Below are 19464 nucleotides of genomic sequence, written 5' to 3'. Positions count from 1 at the left end.
TCATACCTGCAAAACCGAGCTGACCAGCAGCTGGGTGTAGCCATGTTGCGGATCATCCAGCACCTGATCGGTCAGCCCGCTTTCCACCACATACCCGTCTTTCATCACCATCAGCCTGTCCGCCAGCAACCGTACGACGGCCATATCATGGGTCACGATCACCGCCGACAGCCCCATTTCGCGGACCAGCCCGCGCAGCAAATCCAGCAGCCGCGCTTGCACGGAGACATCGAGCCCGCCCGTGGGCTCGTCCATAAAGACCAGACGCGGGCCGGTGATCAGGTTGCGCGCGATCTGCAGCCGCTGCTGCATACCGCCGGAAAAAGCTGTGGGGCGATCATCGATACGGTCCTCGGCAATCTCGACCCGGCCCAGCCAGTCCACCGCGCTGTCCCGGATCGCCCCGTAGTGCCGCGCGCCCACGGCCATCAGCCGTTCGCCGACATTACCGCCAGCAGAGACATTCATCCGCAGCCCATCGCGCGCGTGTTGATGCACAAAGGCCCAATCGGTCCGCCCCAACATGCGGCGCTCTGGCTCCGACATTCTGAGGGTATCCCGCAAGCCGCCGTCGCGACCTGCAAAAAGTACCTCGCCACGGTCCGGTGTCAGATGCCCGGCCATGCAGTTCAGCAAGGTCGATTTGCCCGATCCGCTTTCCCCGACGATCCCCATCACCTCGCCCGGGAACAGATCGAAACTGACCTCTGCGCAGCCGATGCGGACGCCGTAGAATTTCGACAGCCCCCGGACCGACAGCAGCACGTCGGTATCCTGCATCATGTCCTTCATGACGGCACTCCTTCCGCCCCCACATGCCCCTGCGCGCGGCGCGTGGTGCAAAAATCAGTGTCCGAACAGACGAACATCCGGTTGCCCGCATCATCCATGATGACCTCGTCCAGATAGCTGTTGTCCACTCCGCAGAGCGCGCAGGCCCCATCCGCCTTGCTGGCCTCAAAGGGAAAATCCTCGAAATCCAGGCTCACGACCTTGGTAAAGGGCGGTACCGCGTAGATGCGTTGCTCGCGTCCGGCGCCGAACAGCTGGATCGCCGGGCTGTGCAGTTTCGGGTTGTCGAACTTGGGAATGGGCGACGGGTCCATGACATAGCGATCCTGAACCATCACCGGGTAGGCGTAGGCCGTGGCAATCGCACCGTGCTGGCTGATGTCTTCATAAAGCTTGACGTGCATCAGCCCGTATTCCTCAAGGCTGTGCATCTTGCGGGTCTCCACCTCAGACGGCTCCAAAAACCGCAGCGGTTCCGGGATCGGCACCTGGTAGACAAGGATCTGCCCCGCCTCCAGCGGCGTCTCCGGGATGCGGTGCCGGGTCTGGATCACGGTCGCCTCCCGCGTCTCTTCGGTGACCGCCACCCCGGCGGTGCGTTCGAAAAACCGCCGGATCGAGACCGCGTTGGTGGTGTCATCCGATCCCTGATCGATGACCTTGAACCTGTCTTCCGGCGTCATCACCGCCGCAGAAACCTGCACACCACCGGTGCCCCACCCGTAGGGCATCGGCATTTCGCGGCTGGCAAAAGGCACCTGATAGCCGGGCACGGCCAGCCCCTTGAGGATCGCCCGCCGGATCATCCGCTTGGTCTGCTCGTCCAGATAGGCAAAATTGTAGTCGGTCATAGTGCTGCCTCTTTTGGACGCGAAGATACGCGTCGATAGAAATCGAAGGAGACGATATGGAAGGCGACATGATCGGCGGCATCGTGATCGGCGGCATTCTCGCACTGTTGATGCTGCGCTCTGCGGTGATTATTTTCTGGCCCGGCAGCGAGTTCGCCACCTGGTGCGAAAACACATTCGATTTCGTCGATGACGGCCCCACAATGTCCGATGGTTCCGACGCAGGCGATGGCGGAGATGGCGGCGACTGACGTCATTCCGCAGCCTCCTGCAAACCGGTCTGAGCTTCTGCGCGCATCTTGCGCACCAGTTCCAGCTCGGCCTGAAAATCGACGTAATGGGGCAGCTTGATGTGCTCCAGAAACCCCGTCGCCTGGATGTTATCCGCATGATAGAGGACGAATTCCTCGTTCTGCGCGGGCGCGCCGACATCGTCTTCGCCCAACTCCTTCCACCGCAACGCCCGGTCCACCAGCGCCATGGAAATGGCTTTGCGTTCCGACTGTCCAAAGATCAGACCATAGCCGCGTGTGAACTGCGGGGGTTCTGTCTTTGAGCCTTTGAACTGGTTCACTGTCTCGCACTCGCTGACCTCGATCTCTCCGATCTCGATGGCAAATCCGAGTTCGGGGATCTCCATCTCGACCGGCACGGTGCCGATGCGCAATTCCCCGACAAAGGCGTGGTTGCGCGCGTATCCCCGCTGCGTCGAATAGGCCATGCCGAGGATGAACCCCTCGTCACCTCGCGTCAGCGATTGCAACCGCAAGGGCCGGTCGGCAGGCAATTCCAGCGGCGCGCGAGTCAGATCGGGCGGGATCTCATCATGCGCCTCTTCCTCTTCGATCAGCCCTTCGGTGTTGAGAAAATCCATGATGTGGGGCGTGGGCTCAGTGCGCGGGGGTGCTGTTTCGGCCTCTGGCACTTCACCATCCGCCATCAGTTTGAAATCAAGCAGACGGTGTGTGTAGTCAAAAGTTGGCCCCAGCACCTGCCCGCCCGGCGCGTCCTTGAACGTGGCGGAGACCCGTCGCACGCAAGACATCTGCCCTGTATCAATGGGGCGCGAAGACCCGAACCTTGGCAAGGTCGTCCGGTAAGCACGGATGAGGAAAATCGCCTCAATCAGGTCCCCCTGCGCCTGTTTGATCGCAAGCGCTGCAAGATCGGGATCAAAGAGCGAACCTTCTGCCATCACGCGATTGACCGCGAGGCTCAGTTGCTCGCGGATTTGTGCCACGCTCAACTCAGCAACGGACGTATCACCACGCCGCTTTTCCGCCAGCAGCGCATGCGCGTTGTCAATCGCCCGCTCGCCCCCTTTTACCGCAACATACATCAGCGCACCTGTGTCGATCTGGGCAGCGCCGCGACGCGGTTGCCATGGGTGAGAAACATGTCCACGCCAAGCGGATAGAGCCGCGCATTGGCCTGCGAAAACGCGATATCGGGCACGGTGAGATGTACCTCCGCCTCGATACCGGGCCCTGAGAGATACGCGCCCTGCGGCGCCAGTACGGGCATTTCCACGATCAGCGTGGCGGCCCGGTCCGGGTATTCCGCCGTGCCGATGGCGTAGTCTTGATGCGGCGCCAATGCCTCCCAAGACCCCAGTGCGAACATTGCCTGATCAGCGGCGACAAAGGGTGCGCCGGTATGGAAGGTGATCCACTCCCGCACGTCTTGAGCGTCATGCGCCCCCGCCAAGTGGATCGGTGTGTCCGGATCGCAGAGGGTCAGCAACAATACGGACGCGGCAGGGGATAGCGGTGCAGGCCCCGCCGCACCGGTCAGCGTTTCGATTGTGCCGGGCATCGCCATGGTGCGCATCGCGGCGCGAAACGCGATGGCCGCGTCTCGTGGCGCTTCGGCAAATCCGCCCTCAAGCATTTGTGCCTGCATCAATCCTCTCCTCGCACCAGTGTGAAGAACTCCACCTTTGTCGCGGCAGCCTTGGCAGCCTTTACCTCTGCCGCGCGCTGCGCCTCGCACGCCAGTGGCGTCAGAATAGCGGCCCGCACCTCCGACGCCCGATCAGTCTGCATCAGCGCATCGATCAGCGCGGCGGTGACCGCCTTGGCCTTATCGCGCCCCTGCACATAGCCATGCCCGACGGTGCCATCCGCCAACTTTGCAGCACAACGGGTCACGGTCATCTCACCCAGATTGAAGGGGGCACCGGTTGCGCCCGTACGCCCCTGCACCATGACCGCCCCCTGTTCGGGTGCGCGCAGAAAACTGTGCTCGGGCGCGTATCCGGCTTCGGACCAAAGTGCTGCGAGACGGTCTGACGGGGCCTTGGCCAGAAGGCTCATCCAGGTCTTGCGGTCGTTTTTGCGGGCTGTGTCGTTCATGCTAGACAACTCTTCGCCTTTACTATACAACTAGACAAATATACCGCGCTACGCCGCTAAACACAATCCCGAACCCTGTGAATGTTTCGTGACATGACCACCGATACCCCTTCGAGCAAAACGCCCATCTGGCGCGCGATCTGCACAACGCTGACCAATGAGATTGCCGAGGGTATTTACGCAACGGGTGACAAGCTCCCGACAGAGGCGGCCCTGTCCCGCCGGTTCGGGGTCAACCGTCACACGGTACGTCACGCGCTTTCTCGCATGGCGACCGAAGGACTGGTGGTACCGCGGCGCGGGGCCGGTGTTTTCGTGACCGGCACCCCGACCGACTATCCCATCGGCAAGCGGGTGCGCTTTCACCAGAACATCACTGCCGCCGGGCGCACACCGGCAAAGAACGTGCTCGACGTGATCACGCGGCGCGCGACCGCCAGGGAGGTCGAGGCGCTGTCACTTCCGGCGGATGCACTGGTGCATTGCTACGAGGGTCTGTCGCTGGCCGACAGCATGCCTTTGGCGCTGTTTCAGAGCGTCTTTCCAGCGGACCGGTTCGAAAACCTGCCCAGATTTCTCACTGACAAATCCTCCGTCACAGCCGCGCTGCAGGCGCATGGGGTCACTGACTACACGCGGGAGTGGACCCGCCTGACCGCCAAACGCGCGACCGCAACGCAAGCCGGACTTCTGCGCATCGAAGAGGGCGCACCGATCCTGAGATCTGTTGGCATGAACGCGGATATGGACGGCGCACCCGTGGAATATGGGCGGACCTGGTTTGTCGGCGACCGCGTGACGCTCACGCTCGACACGCCGGACTAGGCTGTCACAAAGCTGTCGCCCTTTTCTGCCATGCATTGGAAAAACGATTCACTGAGCAGCGATAATCTGATGGCACTTCCCCCTCTCACCCTGACGGGCGCGACCGTTCTCTGGCCGGATGGATTGTCCAAACGCCCGGTTTCGATCCGGGACGGGAGGATTTCGGAGGCGGGCGGCAGTGCAATCGATCTCAGCGGTACATATGTCCTGCCCGGGATTGTCGACCTGCATGGCGATGCCTTCGAGCGCCAGGTTGCACCGCGCCCCTCAGCCGTCTTTCCGCTGGATCAGGCGCTGCGCGCGACGGATTGCGAGGCGGCGGCCCATGGGGTCACCACGGCGTGGATGGCGCAGTCCTGGTCATGGGAAGGCGGGCTGCGCGGACCGGACGCAACCGCGCGGCTGCTCGACGCACTGGAAATCTACCGGCAGACCGCGCTGGTCGATCTGCGTGTGCAGCTGCGCATCGAGACCCACACCATCGACACGCTCGATACGCTGAAAGATGTGATCGCCGCGCATGGTGTGGATTATGCCGTCTTCAACGACCACCTGCCCGAGGCACGGCAGAAGTCACGCACAAACCCCGAGGAAATCCTGGGCTGGGCGAAAAAGGCCGGGCGCACGCCGCAGGAACACATGGCGGTCGTGGACGGCGCCTTTCTGCAAAACCCCAAGGTGCCACGATACCTGTGCAATCTTGCCGCCTTCTTCGATGCACAAGGCATCCGCTATGGAAGCCACGACGATGCCAGCGCGGAGACCCGCGTCTATTTCAACGAGATCGGGGCGAAAATCTGCGAGTTCCCCACATCGCAGGCCGCCGCCCGTGCGGCGCGCAGCCTCGACAATCCGATCCTGATGGGAGCACCCAACATAGTGCGCGGTGGGTCACAATCGGGCAATGTTGCAGCACTGGACCTGATTCGTGCCGGGCTCTGTGATGTGCTGGTGTCTGACTACCACTATCCGTCAATGGCCCAGTCGGCCTTTGCCCTTGTTGAGACAGGCACGCTTGATCTGCCCGCAGCCTGGGCCCTGATTTCCGCGACGCCTGCAGCTGTCATGGGCCTATCCGACAGGGGAACGCTTACGGTTGGCAAGCGTGCTGATCTGGTTGTCGTGGACAAGAAAACGCACCGCATCACCGCCACCATTTCGGGTGGCCGCCTCGCACATCTGAGCGGTGAGACAGGCCAGCGCTTTATCTCGGGTCTGGCAACTGTCGCACATGCGGCGGAATAGCTGCTACGTCTCGTATTTCTCCAGGAATGCTTCGGCAGACAGGGTGCGGAAATCATCCAGCGTATTCCTCAGCGCCGCATGGTCCCAATCCCACCACGCCAACGCAATCAACCGCTCTGCAATCTCTTCAGGCTGACGACGGCGGATTGGTTTCGCCGGCACGCCTACAACAATCGTGTAAGGCGCCACCGATTTCGTGACCACCGCCCCAGAGGCGACAACCGCGCCGTGGCCAATCTCCACCTCCGGCTTGATCTGCGCGTTATGCCCGATCCAGGTATCATGCCCGATCCGTGCCCGCCGCGCGCGACGTCTGGCGAACCAATCGGCATCCTGCGCGGCGTCCTCCCAATAATCCGCCGACCGGTACATGAAGTGATGCAGCGACGCCCGATCCAAGGGGTGATCCGTGGCTCCGATGCGCACGAAACTGGCGATATTGGCAAACTTGCCGATCTCCGCATTGGCGATGTCACAGAGGCGGTCGCAGTAGGAATAATCCCCGAAGGTCGTGTAGGCCACGCGGCTGCCCTGACCGATCTCGATGTAGCGGCCCATCTCGACATCGACGAGATCACATCCATCGTGGATGACCGGTTTCGCAGCCGTCAGTTTCACGCAGGTTTCCCGTGGATCAGGCGGCGGCGCAGCCAGCCGGAGAGCGTGTCCATCACCATGACCATCAGCACGATCAGAACGATGTAATAGGTCACCTCTTCCCAATCCTTCTGCGTGATGATCGCCTGCGTCAGCAGCAAGCCGATGCCGCCGCCGGTGATGGCCCCGATGATCGTGGCCGACCGCACGTTGGATTCCAGATAGTAGAGGATCTGGCTGAGCAGGATCGGGGTAACCTGCGGGATCACACCGAACCGGTAGCGTTGCATCGGTTTTGCCCCGGTAGACCGGATGCCTTCGATCTGCTTGTCATCCACGTTTTCCAACGCCTCGGAGAAAATCTTGCCGAAGGTACCGGAATCGGTGATGAGAATGGCCAGCGCACCGGTCAGTGGCCCGGGCCCAAAGGCGCGGCTGAGCACCACCGTCCAGATCAGCCCATCCACACCGCGCAGAAAGTCAAAGAGCCTGCGCGCAGCAAAACGCGCCGCCCCCAGTGGGGTGAAATTGCGCGCGGCCAGAAAAGCCAGTGGCAGGGCAATCAGGGCTGCACCGACCGTTCCCAGAAAGGCCATCAGGATGGTCTCAAAGATCGCCCAGGCGACATCGGAATGGCGCCACATCTTGTTGGTCCAGAAATCCTGCCAGATCGCCCCGGCCTCGCCGGAGACCGCATGGCCCAGCACCTCGCCCAGACCCATCCCGTGGTAGGGGCTGTCGAGGGTGAAGAAGAAAAGCTCCCACCCGGTGAAATAGCGAAAGACTTCCGACCGATTGCGGGTGATCGTCAGGCGCCCGGCCGCGGTCGTGATGGTCAACCGGTTCTTGGAGGCGTTGATCCAGTCCGGCACGTCCCCGCCCGGCAGCCGCGCGTTTACGCCGCCGCGCCCGGGGTTTGCCGTGACCAGACCGTAACCCGGAATGTCATAGCGGATCTCTTCGGGTCCAAAGAGGACTATGTGGCCCTCGTCCAACAGGATCTCGGTTGTCTCGCCAAGGGTCACCCAGGAGGGGCCGGTACCGGCGTCATAACGCCCCTTGCGTTCGCCTTCGATGGCGATCTGAATGTCGCCACTGCGGTTGTCGCGCGTCACATGGGTTTTGTAGCTGTAGCTGTCAGACACAAGAATGCGGGCATTTTTCGTATCCGCCGTGCGGATCATCTCGGGCACACCGAAGGCGAAGAAGATATAGACCAGATAGGCCAGGACCATCGCCGGGATCGCTGCCGCCACAAGGCGTTTGCGCCGGAAGAGGCCCCGCGTTTCGGTCAGGATTGCAGCGTTGCTCATGTCCGGGCTCCCGTGGTAAGCCGGTGGCGCGCGTAAGACGACAGCTGGTCAAAAAGAACGATGGCGGCGAAAAGCAGGATGAAGATTGCCGCCGCTTCGTCGAACTTGCCCTGCCCCCAGCTCATCGCGTTCTTGAGGTCATAGCCGATGCCGCCCGCCCCCACGAAGCCGAGGATGGCGGAGGCGCGGATGTTGATCTCGAAGCGCAGCAAAGCATAGCTGAGGTAGTTGGGGGCCACTTGCGGGACGATGCCCAGCATCATCCGCTGCGACCAATTGGCCCCGACGGAGGCCAGCCCTTCGACCGGTTTCAGGGAGGCGTTCTCGTTGACTTCGGAGTAGAGCTTGCCAATCGCCCCGGCGGTGTGCAGCGCAATGGCGATCATCGCGGGCACGGGTCCCGCCCCCAGCACGAAGATCAGAACCAGCGCGATCACGATTTCAGGGATGGCGCGGAGAATATCGCTGACCCGGCGAAAGAGCCCGACCAGAGAGGGCCAGCGCGCCAACCCGCGTGTGGACAAAAGCGACAGAATCGCGCCCGCCATTACCCCCACCAGCGTGGCAGCGGCGGCGATGTTGATCGTTTCTACCAGTGATGGAAAGTACTTGGCGAAATGGCCGGGCAGCAGATGAGATTTCTCCCAGGCCTCGCCGATCACCTCCACCGGAAAATCAAAGACATTGTCGATGCCGTTCCAGAATCCGCCCGCATTGCGCGCATCTGCGGTCATGAACCCTGCGATCAGCAAGGCGACAAACAACGCCAGCATTGCGCCATTCCACATCCGCCGCGTGCGGATCAGGCGCGCATAGCCTGTCTGCATCTCGGACAGGCTGCCTGCCTGAAAGGTTGTATCCGCCATCTTTCCCCCGCATGAAGTAAAGCGGGCCCTCGGGAAAAAGGGCCCGCTTTGTCGTCATGAAAAAAATCGAATTAGTTTGCCTTTGCCTTGCGGGCTTCCACGATGGAAACGTAGGCGTCATGCGTGATGGGGTCGAAGCCAAGGCTCTCGCCTGCAGCAACACCGTAGGCGCAATCCGCATCCGCTTCATGCAAACCGTCGACCAACGCCGTCATCGTGGCCTTGACCTCTGCCGGCATGCTGCTGCGCAGCACAATCGGGCCTTCCGGGATGGGGTTCGAGCGCCAGATTTCGACCAGATCGTTCATATCCACGAGACCGGCATCCACAGCCTTGCGCAGGGCGCCAGAGTTATAGCCGTCTTCCCAATTGCCCTGACCGTCGGCCCAGGTCACACCGGCGTTCACGTCCCCGTTGTTGACGGCGACGATGGTCTGTTCATGACCACCAGTAAATTTCACTTCCCCGAAATAGTCGCCGGAGTTCATGGTCTTGCCGGTTTCCTGCGGAATTTCGATGGAGGGGATCAAGTAGCCCGAGGTGGAGTTCGGATCGCCGAAGCCAAAGACCTTGCCCTGCATGTCGTCCAGCGAGGCAATGCCACTGTCTTTGCGCGCGAACCCGATGGAGTGATAGCCGTACGAGCCGTCCAGATTGATTTTCACCAGCACAGGCTCCACCGCTTGCGGGTCTTGAATGTGGACGGCAGCGTAGGACGACGCACCGAGCCACGCCATATCCAGCGTGCCGCCGAGCAGGCCCTGAATGACGCCGTTATAGTCGGCAGGTGCAAAGAGCTTTGTCGGCACGCCCAGCGCTTCTTCGGTATAGGCGCGCAGGCATTCATTGGAATTCAGACGATCCTGGGCGTTTTCGCCGCCGAGGATACCGATCCGGAATTCGCTGATCTCCTGTGCAAATGCCCCGGATGTCAGAGCTGTTGTCGCCACCAGGGCGCAGATCACTTGTTTCATTGTGCTGGTCTCTCTTGGTTGTCGCCCGCCCGGACGGGCTGGGCCGTTGAAGTGGAGGGGGTCAGACGTCGGCGAGTGCGCGCAGCTGCGCGGCTTCGAACGCGTCGGAACGATCAAGCTGCTCGATCTCGGTCGAGGTGGCGCTTTCTGAAAAATCCGCATCGGCGCCGTAGATATCGCGCGCCGCGGCGGTGCTCAGCTGGCCCGGGGTGCCGTCAAAGACGATCCGGCCATCGCGCATCCCGATGACCCGGTCACAGTAGCGCCGCGCGGTGTCCAGTGTGTGCAGGTTGGCGATGACGGTGCGCCCATCTTCTTCGTGGATACGGCGCAGGGCCCGCATGACGACCTGCGCGTTCATCGGGTCCAGCGAGGCAATGGGCTCATCTGCAAGGATGATCTTGGGGTCCTGCATCAGCGCCCGCGCAATGGCGACACGCTGCTGCTGTCCACCGGACAAGTCTTCGGCCCGCTTGGCCGCATGCTCGGCAATGCCCAGACGGTCCAAAATGGCAATCGCCTGGGTGATATCTGCGTCCGGAAAGAGGTTGAACATCGTCGCCAGAGTGGAGCGTCTGTTCAGCGTGCCGTGCAGCACATTCGAGACCACATCCATCCGCAGCACCAGATTGAACTGCTGGAAAATCATGGCGCATTCGGACTGCCACGCGCGCTTGGCAGATCCGCGCAGAGAGGTCACGTCACGCCCGTTGAACAGGATCTTGCCATCGCTGGCATCGGTCAACCGGTTGACCATGCGCAGCAGGGTCGACTTACCTGCGCCAGACCGCCCGATGATGCCGATCATGGATGGTTTTGTGACTTCGATACTGGCCGCGTCCACGGCCGTGTTCTGCCCGAATGTCTTGGTCAGATTATCAATCTTAAGCATCGTATCCCCCGACGTTGAGGGGTGCTTACGGATTGGTCATGAACCATGCATGACAGAAATCACAAGGTTTTATGACAGCCTGTGGACCAATAAAACACGGGGTCGCTAGCGCTTTTGGGCCCTCGCAAGCCACGTCCCCTACAGATTGTGCCGGAGCATTCTTGTCGCACTCACGCGGCGCCGAGCGTCCAGCTCAGATATCGGAGAAGCCGATGCGTTGAAGGGCGATTCTCGCGTCATCACGCTCGGTCTGCGTGCCAAAAAGCAGATCGTTGTTGAGGCTCGTGACCACCCGGCTCAGCGAGCGCTCTTTCACACATTTACGCACAAACGGAGCGATTTCGCCATCGTCGAGACCCATCACATTACGCGACATTTTGCTTTCGGAAATCGTCTCGTGCTTCATAGCGTCCCCCGCCTCTGCGATTCTCTGACAAAAGATTAACGGCCCCGAGACACGCCTGTCACGCAAAGTTTAACGGCGTCCCACGCATGTCGCGCAGAACGCCGTTGAATGCTTTGTCTTTGAGCGATTTTTTATTTTGCAACCGCACCGATGCTGAAGAACATCGTTTCGCCGGAATGGTCGTCAACGCCGTCATTGTCGGTGGAAATCCAGGCTGTTCCATCGGACATAATCGCCAGGCCCTCGACCTTGTCGAGCACGTATCCACCGGTAGATGTCAGGTCAGGGATCAGATCACGCACCAATGTCTTGGAGACAACCGGCAAGTCTGAGCCGAGCGCCGCCGGGACCATCTCCGACAGAGGCACAGAATAGACTTTCTTGGTGACAGCGTCGCCTGCATGCTGATTGTCGCGCTCGATGATATAGACGTGATCGCCGTGCACGCTCATATCGCTCAGACCGACCCAGCCCTTCTCTGGCGCCGCCTTGGGATAGAGCACGGCCCCCCAGTCTTCGGTTTCCAGATTGTAGGAAACCAGCTTGACGTGGTCCTTGGGGTCGTCTTTCCACTCCCGCTGTACCGGCATCCACAGCGTGTCACCGACCAGCGTGATGCCTTCGAAACCGAACCGTTTCTCCACCGCCATCAACTCCGGCGGCAGGCCGACCTCTTTCTTGATCTCGCCCTTCGCGTTCACCTTATAGAGCGCATGTGGAATGACGCGGCCTGTCCGTCCTTCGGAGGCGACCCAGAAGTTACCGTCGCCATCCAGAACGACACCTTCCATGTCGAGCTTCTGTGCGGGCATGCCGTTGCGGGTCACGTCGATGGCTTCAACAATCCGCGCCGGAGTGGAGGCGGGATCGATTTTGAAGATGCGGGGCTGGTAGCCATAAAAGCTATCCGAGACTGCGTAGATCATGCCCTCACCATCGGCGACCATACCGGAAATCGCGCCCCAGCCGGTCAGTTCGCCCATGCCTTCGGAGGTGAGATGTGGATAGGCCGCAGGGCCTTCGGCGTACTGATAAACCATCACATGGGCGCGGGCAGCACCGTCTTCCAACCCGTCAAACTCATTCGCTGTCGCCAAGAGACCGCGCTCCGGGATGGCCACGGCCCCTTCGGGAGAGATACCCGACGGCAACAGCTGTTTGAGCACTGGTGCGGTCGGGTCGGTCACGTCATAAACCGCCACGACTGATGCGCGCTCGGCCATGACAAAGACGTAAGGTGTGCCATCGAAGGTGCCGAACTCCATACCCTCAGGCTCAGCCCCTTTGCTGTCGGAGCGTTTGTCAGGATAGTGTCCGATCTGGACAATAGCATGCTCAAGCGACGCGCCGCTTTCCCAAACCAGCGTACCGTCCTTGCGAAAGACGGTCATGCCACGCGCACCGCCATCCATGTCGCCCTCATTGGCGATAGCAAAGTGATCGTTGTCGATCCACTGCACCCCGTCAGGTTCGCGCAGACGCCCCGGCTGGCTTTGATCGAACGTGAGCGCCGCGCGTTCGTCCTTGGTGTCGATCCCCTCCAGATCAACCGCCCCGGCGGAGAAATGTGAAACCAGACCGCCATCCCGTGCGACCACGGCGATGTGGTTGTTTTCCTGAAGCGTGACGACGACCTCGCCCAAATCGTTGATGTCAACGAACTCCGGCTCTGGATCTTCACCCGCAACATCGGCCAGACCGGTCAGGCTGGCACGGCGCATGGTGGCGCACTCAAGCGTGCCCTCCACCACGTCAATCATCACCAGATCACCAGCGGGCATCTGCGGCACACGACCGTCCCCCAGATCCTCGTCGCGTTCATTCTCAATCGCAATCGCGATGAAGGAGCCATCTTTGGCCCGCGCCGTGCTGTCGGGCTGCCCGCCGAGATCACAGCTCGCCGTGATGCTCATATCCGCAAGGTTCACGGCTTTCACGAAACCGGAAGGTGCGGTGTAGCTTTCGGATGTATTGACGCCGACAAAGGCGGTGTTGCCGATGACCGAAACCGCAGTGGGCTCCCCATCCACCGCCAACGTGCCTTTGGGCGCAGGTGCCGTCGGGTCGGTGATGTCAATCACGCCGATAACGCCCGCCGGGCTGTCGGTGTAGACAAGGGTCATGCCATCTGCTGTTGCGTCTATGATCTCCGCCGAGGTTTCATCTGGCGCAGCACCGTCGAAATTGGCAGTCACCGGGAAGGATGCGACACGGTTGAAATTCATGTCTGCATGGGCGGGTGCGATCGCAGCAGTCGCGAGAAGCGTGCTGGTCAGCAGCAGATGTCTGGTCATTGGAAACTCCTTGGTCTTGAGATGCGCGCAAGGGCGCAGGCTCAAGACACAGGGAGATGACAATCATGTATCAGTTTTATGAACTCTCACGACCCAGCAAGCATCAGGTCCGAGGCCTTCTCTCCGATCATGATGGCGGGTGCATTGGTGTTGCCGGATACGATTTCCGGCATGATGGAACAATCGGCGACCCGCAGGCCCTTGATCCCGTGCACCCGTAGCTCAGCATCGACCACGGCATCCTCGCCCGAGCCCATCTTGCAGGTGCCCGTCGGGTGGTAGATCGATGCGGTGTTGCTGCGCGCCCAGTCCAGCGTCGCGTCATAGTCCTCCATGTCGAGGCTCGCATGCGGGCGGTATTCCTCGGAGATTTTCGAGGTCAGCGGCGCGTGGCGCGCGATCTTGCGCGCGATATTCACGCCAGCCACCACCGTGCGGCAATCGGTTTCCGTGGACAGGTAGTTCGGAATGATCTTCGGATACTCCCGCGGCTTCGCCGATGTGAGCCTGATTTCACCCTTGCTTTCAGGCCGCAGCTGGCAGACCGACATCGTAAAGGCAGAGAACTTATCCGCCCCCTTGCCCGGGTTTTCCGCCGACAGGGGTTGCACGTGGAACTGGATGTCCGGCGTTTCCATATCCTCGCGGGTTTTCAGGAAACCGGTGGCGAGACTGGCTGCCATCGTCATCGGCCCGGCCCGGAACATCAGATATTTCAACCCGATCTTTGCCTGACCAAAGAGGCTGGAGACCTCATCATTCAGCGTCGGCTCATTGCACTTGTAGACAAGGCGCGCCTGCAGGTGGTCCTGCATGTTCTTGCCGACGCCTTTGAGATCCTTCTTGACCTCGATGCCATGCTCGGACAGCTGCTCTGCTTCACCGATGCCCGACAGCATCAGCAGTTGCGGTGAATTGATTGCCCCGCCGCATAGCACGATTTCGCGGCGCGCGGTCACGGTCTGCACGTTGCCACTGCGGTCGGTATAGCTGACGCCGGTTGCGCGGCCTTCCGATATCTCGACCTTATCGACCTGCGCATGGGTGACGATCTGCAGGTTAGGCCGCTTTTTCACCGGATTGAGGTAGGCCACAGCCGAACTGCACCGCCGCCCATTGCGGGCCGTCAGTTGGAAAAAGCCCACACCTTCCTGATCGGCACCGTTGTAATCGGGGTTGAATTTGTAGCCTGCCGCCTGTGCCGCCGCCACCCAGGCATCGGTGATCGGGCGCTGGATGCGCATGTTGGAAACCGACAGCGGACCTTCGTCCCCGTGGAACTCATCCGCCCCGCGTTCATTGTTCTCTGCGCGTTTAAACAGGGGCAATACATCGTCCCAGGCCCATCCGCTATTGCCCATTTGCCTCCAACGGTCGTAGTCTTGTGGTTGACCACGAACGTAGAGGAGGCCGTTCAGGGAGGAAGACCCACCCAAGACCTTGCCGCGTGGCCACTCAATGGAGCGCCCGTTGAGACCCGGATCGGGCTCGGTCTTGTAACACCAGTCGACAGACGGATTATGGATTGTTTTGAAGTAGCCAACGGGAATGTGAATCCATGGGTTCAGGTCCCGACCGCCCGCCTCAAGTAAGATGACCTTGTTGCTCGGATCTGCGCTCAACCGATTGGCCAGAACGCATCCGGCAGACCCTGCACCGACGACGATAAAATCAGCTTCCACTTCGACCTCCCAGACCACTGCAAAAAAACTCTATGCAAAAAGAGATAAACATACTAGTGTTTTTTGGGACTACTAGTCTCAATAAATGACATTCAGGGAGGAAGTCATGGGAATTTACGACAAGCTAAACCATATTTCGCGCCGGGACCTGTTCCGGGTCGCGGGACGCTACGGGATGAGCTCGACGCTGCTCGCCGCGGGCAGCTTCGGGGGGGCGATGAGCCTTGCAAACCTGGCTAGTGCGGCAGAATCGACCTATGAAAAACGCTTCGCAAAAGAAGCAAAATTTACGCTGAAATTTGGCGCTGCGGGCTTCAACGCACGCAACCTTCTGATCGAACGGGCCGGTGCTCTGGAATTTGCACGGGATCTTGAGAGCCGCACGGATGGTGAGATTCGCGTTGAATTTATCGGCGACAACCAGATCTGTGGCCAGGTATCCTGCGTTGAAAAGGCCCAGCAGGGAATCGTCGACATCTACGCGGCGTCGACGCAGAACTCCGCAGGTGGCGCACCCTATCTGAACGTTCTGGACTATGCGTTCATGTTCCGGAACCGGGCGGATCAGTACCACTTCCTCTATCACCCGAAATCTCAAGCGCTGCTGCGTGAGCCCTATGAAAAGCGCCACGGTCTGAAATTCCTGTTCAGCCACGCTGAATTGCGCGGCATCCAGTTGGGTCTGTCCTGGGAAGACAAGCCGACCGTCACCAGCATCGAAGAGCTGTTCGGCACGAAAAACCGCGTCACGGGCACACAGCTGGGCCGTATCGCGATGACCGCACTGAACCTGAACCCGGTGCCGGTGGCCTGGGAAGAAACCCTCGACGGTCTGAAGCAGGGCCTGATCGATGGTGCGGAAACATGGGCGTCCGCCGTGGCTTACGCCAACATGTCGCCGGTTGTGTCCCAGTCGGTTCACCTCGACTTCTTCTGCGGCACAGAGCACACGGCAATGAACGCCGGTGTCTTCGACAGCCTCGGTGGCGAGTTGCAGGATGCGGTGATGGAAAGCTCCTACTGGAGCCAGGTCCACGTTCAGGCGGCAAACGAAGCCGCGCTGGTCAAGACCGTTGGTCTGTCCGATCCACAGCTGCCGAACACCATCTTTGCACAGAACAACGTGCGCAACGCCTTCCTCTCCAAAGAAGAGCGTCGCAAGGCCGAAGAAATGTGCTCGCCAGAGTTCCAGCCACAATTGTGGGAAGACTGGCGCTCGCGTCTCAACGGCTGGTCGGGTGGTCTCGACACGTATCAGGAAATCTACGACATCGCGCGTGAGATTGACGAAGATACGCTGCCAGAGAACGTGGAGCCACGTCGCTGGTGGAAGGCCTAAATCCGGCTCGACGTCTAAATTGAGCCGGTCCGAACAACACGGGCCGGCTTTTTTTGATCACTTTCAGATGTGTCGGGATGTGACGTATCGGGTCTCTCACGGAGGGGGATTCCCGGATTGAAATCCAGCAGATGCGGAAAGTGCTTTGATCTGGTGGCCGTCTTCGGGCAGCATCGGGTGAGAACAACATAGGGAGGGGGCCAGATGTCTATTTTGGCGGATATGGGCACCATCGTCACGGCGACGCTGAGTGGCGATATTAATTTCAGCGTGGTCCAGGCTTACAGGTCGCCGGCGGCATGGTTCGTCTTTGGACCGCTAACCGTGATCGGCGCCTTTCTGGTGCTTTTTTTATACAAGAAGATACCGTGGCTTGATCGACATCTGGAACGCACGATCATCGTGTATACCTACATCATCATTGCCACGATCATCTTTGTCGGCGTGATCCAGCGGTTCGTGTTTTCGGCACAGGTCCCCTGGTCGACGACCATTCCGCCTCTGCTGTTCATGATCATGGCGTGGTACGGATGTTCCTATAACGTCAAACTGCGCACCCACCTCAGCTTCAACGAATTCCGCACCAAGATGGGGCCAAACGGGCAATTGACCTGTCTGCTGCTGGACAATCTGCTGTGGTTCGTCTTCTGCATCATCGTTGTCACCACGACGGCGCGTGTGACCGTGAACACCTATGACAACTTCGCCATCGTATTGGGAACGGATAACGTCATGCGGTGGTGGTTCATCGTCACGATGCCGATTTGCTTCGTCATGATGGCGGGACGGGTTCTGGAGAACCTGTTCGAAGATCTCGAAAAATATCGCAAAGGCGAGCCGTTGATTGAGCAAGCCGTTATCGGGGGGGATGTCTGATGTCTGACGGAACGTGGATTACACTTATCTCCCTTGGGGTGACCTTCCTCTTCATGCTGGGCACGCCGGTTTTGCTGATCATCTTCTACTGGGTTGTCGGCTGTAGCTTCGTGCTCGACCTGACACTCGACAACACCGGATCGGAGATGCTGAACGTCTTCAAGGACGGGTTTGCCCTCCTGGCGATGCCGCTCTTTATCCTGACCGGGGATTTGATCAACAAGTCAGGCATCGCAAAACGATTGTCCGACTATGCATACGCCTGCCTGGGCTGGTTGCGCGGCGGTCTGGCGATGGCCTCCATCGGGGCCTGCGGCCTCTTTGCGGCGATCTCCGGATCGAACTCGGCAACCACCGCGACCATCGGCTCGATGTTGCACCCGGAAATGGTCAAGGGCGGCTATGACGAGCGCTTCTCAGCGGCCACGGCGGCTGCGGGTGGTACCGTCGGGATTATCATCCCGCCATCGATCATCTTCATCGTCTACGGCTTCCTGATGAACCTCGAAGTGGGGCAGTTGTTCCTCGCGGGCATCATCCCCGGTGTCTTGATGGTCCTCGCCATGATGTCGGTCTGCTTTGTGGTCTGCACGATCAACAAGTGGGGCATTCTGACAAACCTCAGCATCACCCGCATGACCAAAACGGCGATTGGCGCGTGGCTTGGGTTCTTCGCCATCGGTCTGGTGCTTTGGGGCATCTATACCGGTAAGTTCTCGCCCACCGAAGCGGCGGGGGTTACCGTTGGCTTCGGGATCATCGTTGGTCTGATCAGCTACCCGCTGAACAAGCTGATGGGGAACGACTCCACCATTCCCGTGGATGAACGAACATTCGGCTCCATGGTTGTGGTCGAGGGGTTCACCCTGCCGGAAATCCCCTCCATCGTCGTGCGGTCTGCACAGATCACCGGCATTCTTGCGCCGCTGATCGCGGTCTCGGTCGTCATGCAGCAAATCCTGTCGCTCTTGGGCGCACAGGAAACCATCGGTGGGTTTGTGACCAGCATGGGCGGATATTACCCGGTGCTCTTTACGGCCATGGCGATGGTGTTTATTGCAGGAATGATCCTTGAAAGTCTTCCGGTAACGATCATTATGGCTCCGATCCTCGCACCTATTGCGGCGTCCGTTGGCGTCGATCCGATCCACTTCGCGGTCATTTTCCTGGTGGGGGCCTCCATCGGCTTCATCACCCCTCCATATGGCCTGAACCTTTACGTGGCGTCGGGTGTCACAGGCGTTCCCTATTTCCGCCTGCTCAGATATTCGACAATGTATCTCTTCTCGCTCCTCGCGGTTTGGATACTGGTTGCAATGGTGCCCAATCTGGCGCTTATGCTTCTGCCGACTTAACAGAACGATTGAGCATGCCGGACGATTTAGCAAACCAACAGCAGGGCCAGATCCCAACCAACCTTCGGTTGCTGGTCCTGCTTGAGGAAGTTGCAAAAGCCGGGGTGCCCGTTACGCCAACGGCACTGAAGGATACGCTTAATCTGCCGAAACCCACCCTGCACCGGCTGTTCAATACCGCAGAGGCAGAAGGGTTCCTGCAAAGAGATATCGACGGCCGGTCCTACGGGCCCGGCCCTCGTATGAGACAGCTGGCGGTGCACACCGTCTCCTCCCAACGCATCCGCACGGTAAGGCTGGCGATCCTGCGCAGCGTCGCCGAAAAGATCGGCGAAACCTGCAACATCGCGACGCCTGATCGCGACGGGATGACGTACCTGGATCGGGTCGAGACGCATTGGCCGCTGCGCATCCAGTTGCCTGTGGGCACCCAGGTCCCGTTTTACTGCACGGCAAGCGGCAAGATGTATCTCTCTTCCCTGCGGCCTGCCTATTTCGACCGCTACCTCTCCGCCGCCGCCCTCGACAGTCACGCGCCGGGCACGATCACCGACAAGGATGCGTTGAAGACGGAAATCGAAATGACCCGCAAGCGCGGGTATTCAACGGACAATCAGGAATTCATGGAAGACATGGTGGCGATTGCAGTGCCGATCCTTGATGATCGCAAACGCCTGGTCTCGACCCTCTCGGTGCACACACCGCTGCAACGGCACGACATTGCCTCGCTTGGCCACCACATCGAGGACCTCAAAAAGGCCGCCCGCGAGCTGACGGCATTGATCAGCAGCTGAGCGGGCGAC

General features: G+C 60.1%; 20 protein-coding genes. 7 read left to right on the top strand and 13 right to left on the bottom strand.

What is annotated here, in order from left to right; translation table 11 throughout:
- Together phnK and ISX84_RS08310 are read right to left on the bottom strand one after the other, a co-directional pair.
- Positions 1-783, bottom strand: coding sequence for a phosphonate C-P lyase system protein PhnK (gene phnK, locus ISX84_RS08315; RefSeq protein WP_442800620.1), 783 nt, complete (start codon positions 781-783; stop codon positions 1-3).
- Positions 784-788: 5 nt separating this feature from the next.
- Entirely contained in the window at positions 789-1643 is an 855-nt protein-coding gene (locus ISX84_RS08310) for an alpha-D-ribose 1-methylphosphonate 5-phosphate C-P-lyase PhnJ (protein WP_195819870.1), read from the bottom strand.
- Between the two features lie 56 nt (positions 1644-1699).
- Between ISX84_RS08310 and ISX84_RS08305 the strand changes: the two genes are divergently transcribed.
- A complete protein-coding gene (locus ISX84_RS08305; RefSeq protein WP_195819869.1) occupies positions 1700-1894 on the top strand; it encodes a hypothetical protein in 195 nt (64 codons plus the stop codon).
- A gap of 2 nt (positions 1895-1896) precedes the next feature.
- Here the strand turns inward: ISX84_RS08305 and ISX84_RS08300 are convergent, their stop codons facing one another.
- From ISX84_RS08300 to phnG, 3 genes are read right to left on the bottom strand one after another with little or no spacing between them, the layout of a single operon-like run.
- Complete coding sequence (locus tag ISX84_RS08300) at positions 1897-2982, bottom strand: carbon-phosphorus lyase complex subunit PhnI (RefSeq protein ID WP_195819868.1); 1086 nt, start codon at positions 2980-2982, stop codon at positions 1897-1899.
- Positions 2982-3545, bottom strand: coding sequence for a phosphonate C-P lyase system protein PhnH (phnH, locus tag ISX84_RS08295; protein ID WP_195819867.1), 564 nt, complete (start codon positions 3543-3545; stop codon positions 2982-2984). The genes ISX84_RS08300 and phnH overlap by 1 nt, the downstream gene beginning before the upstream one ends.
- The gene (phnG, locus tag ISX84_RS08290; protein WP_195819866.1) at positions 3545-3997 is read right to left on the bottom strand and encodes a phosphonate C-P lyase system protein PhnG; all 453 of its coding nucleotides are present in this window, start codon (positions 3995-3997) and stop codon (positions 3545-3547) included. Before phnG ends, phnH begins: the two co-directional genes overlap by 1 nt.
- A 93-nt stretch (positions 3998-4090) precedes the next feature.
- On the opposite strand from phnG, the gene phnF reads away from it, so the two are divergent.
- Together phnF and ISX84_RS08280 are read left to right on the top strand one after the other, a co-directional pair.
- Entirely contained in the window at positions 4091-4822 is a 732-nt protein-coding gene (phnF, locus tag ISX84_RS08285) for a phosphonate metabolism transcriptional regulator PhnF (protein WP_195819865.1), read from the top strand.
- A 69-nt stretch (positions 4823-4891) separates the two neighbouring features.
- Complete coding sequence (locus tag ISX84_RS08280) at positions 4892-6067, top strand: alpha-D-ribose 1-methylphosphonate 5-triphosphate diphosphatase (protein ID WP_195819864.1); 1176 nt, start codon at positions 4892-4894, stop codon at positions 6065-6067.
- A gap of 3 nt (positions 6068-6070) precedes the next feature.
- On the opposite strand, the gene ISX84_RS08275 is transcribed toward ISX84_RS08280, so the two are convergent.
- The 8 genes from ISX84_RS08275 to ISX84_RS08240 form a co-directional block, all read right to left on the bottom strand.
- A complete protein-coding gene (locus ISX84_RS08275) occupies positions 6071-6685 on the bottom strand; it encodes a chloramphenicol acetyltransferase (protein WP_195819863.1) in 615 nt (204 codons plus the stop codon).
- Complete coding sequence (gene phnE, locus ISX84_RS08270; protein WP_195819862.1) at positions 6682-7977, bottom strand: phosphonate ABC transporter, permease protein PhnE; 1296 nt, start codon at positions 7975-7977, stop codon at positions 6682-6684. The genes ISX84_RS08275 and phnE (ISX84_RS08270) overlap by 4 nt, the downstream gene beginning before the upstream one ends.
- The gene (gene phnE, locus ISX84_RS08265; protein WP_442800619.1) at positions 7974-8804 is read right to left on the bottom strand and encodes a phosphonate ABC transporter, permease protein PhnE; all 831 of its coding nucleotides are present in this window, start codon (positions 8802-8804) and stop codon (positions 7974-7976) included. The genes phnE (ISX84_RS08270) and phnE (ISX84_RS08265) overlap by 4 nt, the downstream gene beginning before the upstream one ends.
- 110 nt (positions 8805-8914) lie before the next feature.
- Positions 8915-9817 carry a phosphonate ABC transporter substrate-binding protein gene (gene phnD / locus ISX84_RS08260; RefSeq protein WP_195819860.1) on the bottom strand — a complete coding sequence of 301 codons (903 nt, stop codon included), beginning with the start codon at positions 9815-9817 and terminating at the stop codon, positions 8915-8917.
- Between the two features lie 61 nt (positions 9818-9878).
- Positions 9879-10709 carry a phosphonate ABC transporter ATP-binding protein gene (gene phnC / locus ISX84_RS08255; RefSeq protein ID WP_195819859.1) on the bottom strand — a complete coding sequence of 277 codons (831 nt, stop codon included), beginning with the start codon at positions 10707-10709 and terminating at the stop codon, positions 9879-9881.
- 193 nt (positions 10710-10902) lie between these two features.
- Positions 10903-11115, bottom strand: a complete 213-nt coding sequence (locus ISX84_RS08250) for a hypothetical protein (RefSeq protein ID WP_195819858.1) — start codon at positions 11113-11115, stop codon at positions 10903-10905.
- Positions 11116-11246: 131 nt separating this feature from the next.
- On the bottom strand, positions 11247-13409 hold the full coding sequence (locus ISX84_RS08245; protein ID WP_195819857.1) for an esterase-like activity of phytase family protein: 2163 nt from the start codon (positions 13407-13409) through the stop codon (positions 11247-11249).
- Between the two features lie 86 nt (positions 13410-13495).
- Positions 13496-15091 carry a GMC family oxidoreductase gene (locus ISX84_RS08240; RefSeq protein ID WP_195819856.1) on the bottom strand — a complete coding sequence of 532 codons (1596 nt, stop codon included), beginning with the start codon at positions 15089-15091 and terminating at the stop codon, positions 13496-13498.
- A 106-nt stretch (positions 15092-15197) separates the two neighbouring features.
- Here ISX84_RS08240 and ISX84_RS08235 point away from each other — a divergent pair, with 106 nt between their 5' ends.
- The 4 genes from ISX84_RS08235 to ISX84_RS08220 all read left to right on the top strand — a co-directional run bounded on the left by ISX84_RS08235 (position 15198) and on the right by ISX84_RS08220 (position 19455).
- Positions 15198-16430: a TRAP transporter substrate-binding protein gene (locus tag ISX84_RS08235; protein WP_195819855.1), complete on the top strand. Its 1233-nt coding sequence runs from the start codon at positions 15198-15200 to the stop codon at positions 16428-16430.
- Positions 16431-16634: 204 nt separating this feature from the next.
- Complete coding sequence (locus ISX84_RS08230; protein ID WP_195819854.1) at positions 16635-17306, top strand: TRAP transporter small permease; 672 nt, start codon at positions 16635-16637, stop codon at positions 17304-17306.
- A complete protein-coding gene (locus ISX84_RS08225) occupies positions 17306-18661 on the top strand; it encodes a TRAP transporter large permease (RefSeq protein ID WP_195819853.1) in 1356 nt (451 codons plus the stop codon). Before ISX84_RS08230 ends, ISX84_RS08225 begins: the two co-directional genes overlap by 1 nt.
- Positions 18662-18675: 14 nt before the next feature.
- Positions 18676-19455 carry an IclR family transcriptional regulator gene (locus ISX84_RS08220; protein WP_195819852.1) on the top strand — a complete coding sequence of 260 codons (780 nt, stop codon included), beginning with the start codon at positions 18676-18678 and terminating at the stop codon, positions 19453-19455.
- The last annotated feature ends 9 nt before the right edge of the window (positions 19456-19464 follow it).

This window comes from Roseobacter sp. MH60115, from assembly GCF_015644665.1.
GTDB lineage: Bacteria > Pseudomonadota > Alphaproteobacteria > Rhodobacterales > Rhodobacteraceae > Roseobacter.
The sequence above is the reverse complement of the archived record's forward strand: the minus strand, read 5'-3'. Positions and strand labels throughout refer to the sequence as shown.

What these genes read in the sequence shown, in the direction of transcription:
- phnK (WP_442800620.1), bottom strand. Translation starts at nt 783, where the DNA reads ATGATGCAGGATACCGACGTGCTGCTGTCGGTCCGGGGGCTGTCGAAA.
- ISX84_RS08310 (WP_195819870.1), bottom strand. Translation starts at nt 1,643, where the DNA reads ATGACCGACTACAATTTTGCCTATCTGGACGAGCAGACCAAGCGGATG.
- ISX84_RS08305 (WP_195819869.1), top strand. Translation starts at nt 1,700, where the DNA reads ATGGAAGGCGACATGATCGGCGGCATCGTGATCGGCGGCATTCTCGCA.
- ISX84_RS08300 (WP_195819868.1), bottom strand. Translation starts at nt 2,982, where the DNA reads ATGTATGTTGCGGTAAAAGGGGGCGAGCGGGCGATTGACAACGCGCAT.
- phnH (WP_195819867.1), bottom strand. Translation starts at nt 3,545, where the DNA reads ATGCAGGCACAAATGCTTGAGGGCGGATTTGCCGAAGCGCCACGAGAC.
- phnG (WP_195819866.1), bottom strand. Translation starts at nt 3,997, where the DNA reads ATGAACGACACAGCCCGCAAAAACGACCGCAAGACCTGGATGAGCCTT.
- phnF (WP_195819865.1), top strand. Translation starts at nt 4,091, where the DNA reads ATGACCACCGATACCCCTTCGAGCAAAACGCCCATCTGGCGCGCGATC.
- ISX84_RS08280 (WP_195819864.1), top strand. Translation starts at nt 4,892, where the DNA reads ATGGCACTTCCCCCTCTCACCCTGACGGGCGCGACCGTTCTCTGGCCG.
- phnE (WP_195819862.1), bottom strand. Translation starts at nt 7,977, where the DNA reads ATGAGCAACGCTGCAATCCTGACCGAAACGCGGGGCCTCTTCCGGCGC.
- phnE (WP_442800619.1), bottom strand. Translation starts at nt 8,804, where the DNA reads ATGCAGACAGGCTATGCGCGCCTGATCCGCACGCGGCGGATGTGGAAT.
- phnD (WP_195819860.1), bottom strand. Translation starts at nt 9,817, where the DNA reads ATGAAACAAGTGATCTGCGCCCTGGTGGCGACAACAGCTCTGACATCC.
- phnC (WP_195819859.1), bottom strand. Translation starts at nt 10,709, where the DNA reads ATGCTTAAGATTGATAATCTGACCAAGACATTCGGGCAGAACACGGCC.
- ISX84_RS08250 (WP_195819858.1), bottom strand. Translation starts at nt 11,115, where the DNA reads ATGAAGCACGAGACGATTTCCGAAAGCAAAATGTCGCGTAATGTGATG.
- ISX84_RS08245 (WP_195819857.1), bottom strand. Translation starts at nt 13,409, where the DNA reads ATGACCAGACATCTGCTGCTGACCAGCACGCTTCTCGCGACTGCTGCG.
- ISX84_RS08235 (WP_195819855.1), top strand. Translation starts at nt 15,198, where the DNA reads ATGGGAATTTACGACAAGCTAAACCATATTTCGCGCCGGGACCTGTTC.
- ISX84_RS08230 (WP_195819854.1), top strand. Translation starts at nt 16,635, where the DNA reads ATGTCTATTTTGGCGGATATGGGCACCATCGTCACGGCGACGCTGAGT.
- ISX84_RS08225 (WP_195819853.1), top strand. Translation starts at nt 17,306, where the DNA reads ATGTCTGACGGAACGTGGATTACACTTATCTCCCTTGGGGTGACCTTC.
- ISX84_RS08220 (WP_195819852.1), top strand. Translation starts at nt 18,676, where the DNA reads ATGCCGGACGATTTAGCAAACCAACAGCAGGGCCAGATCCCAACCAAC.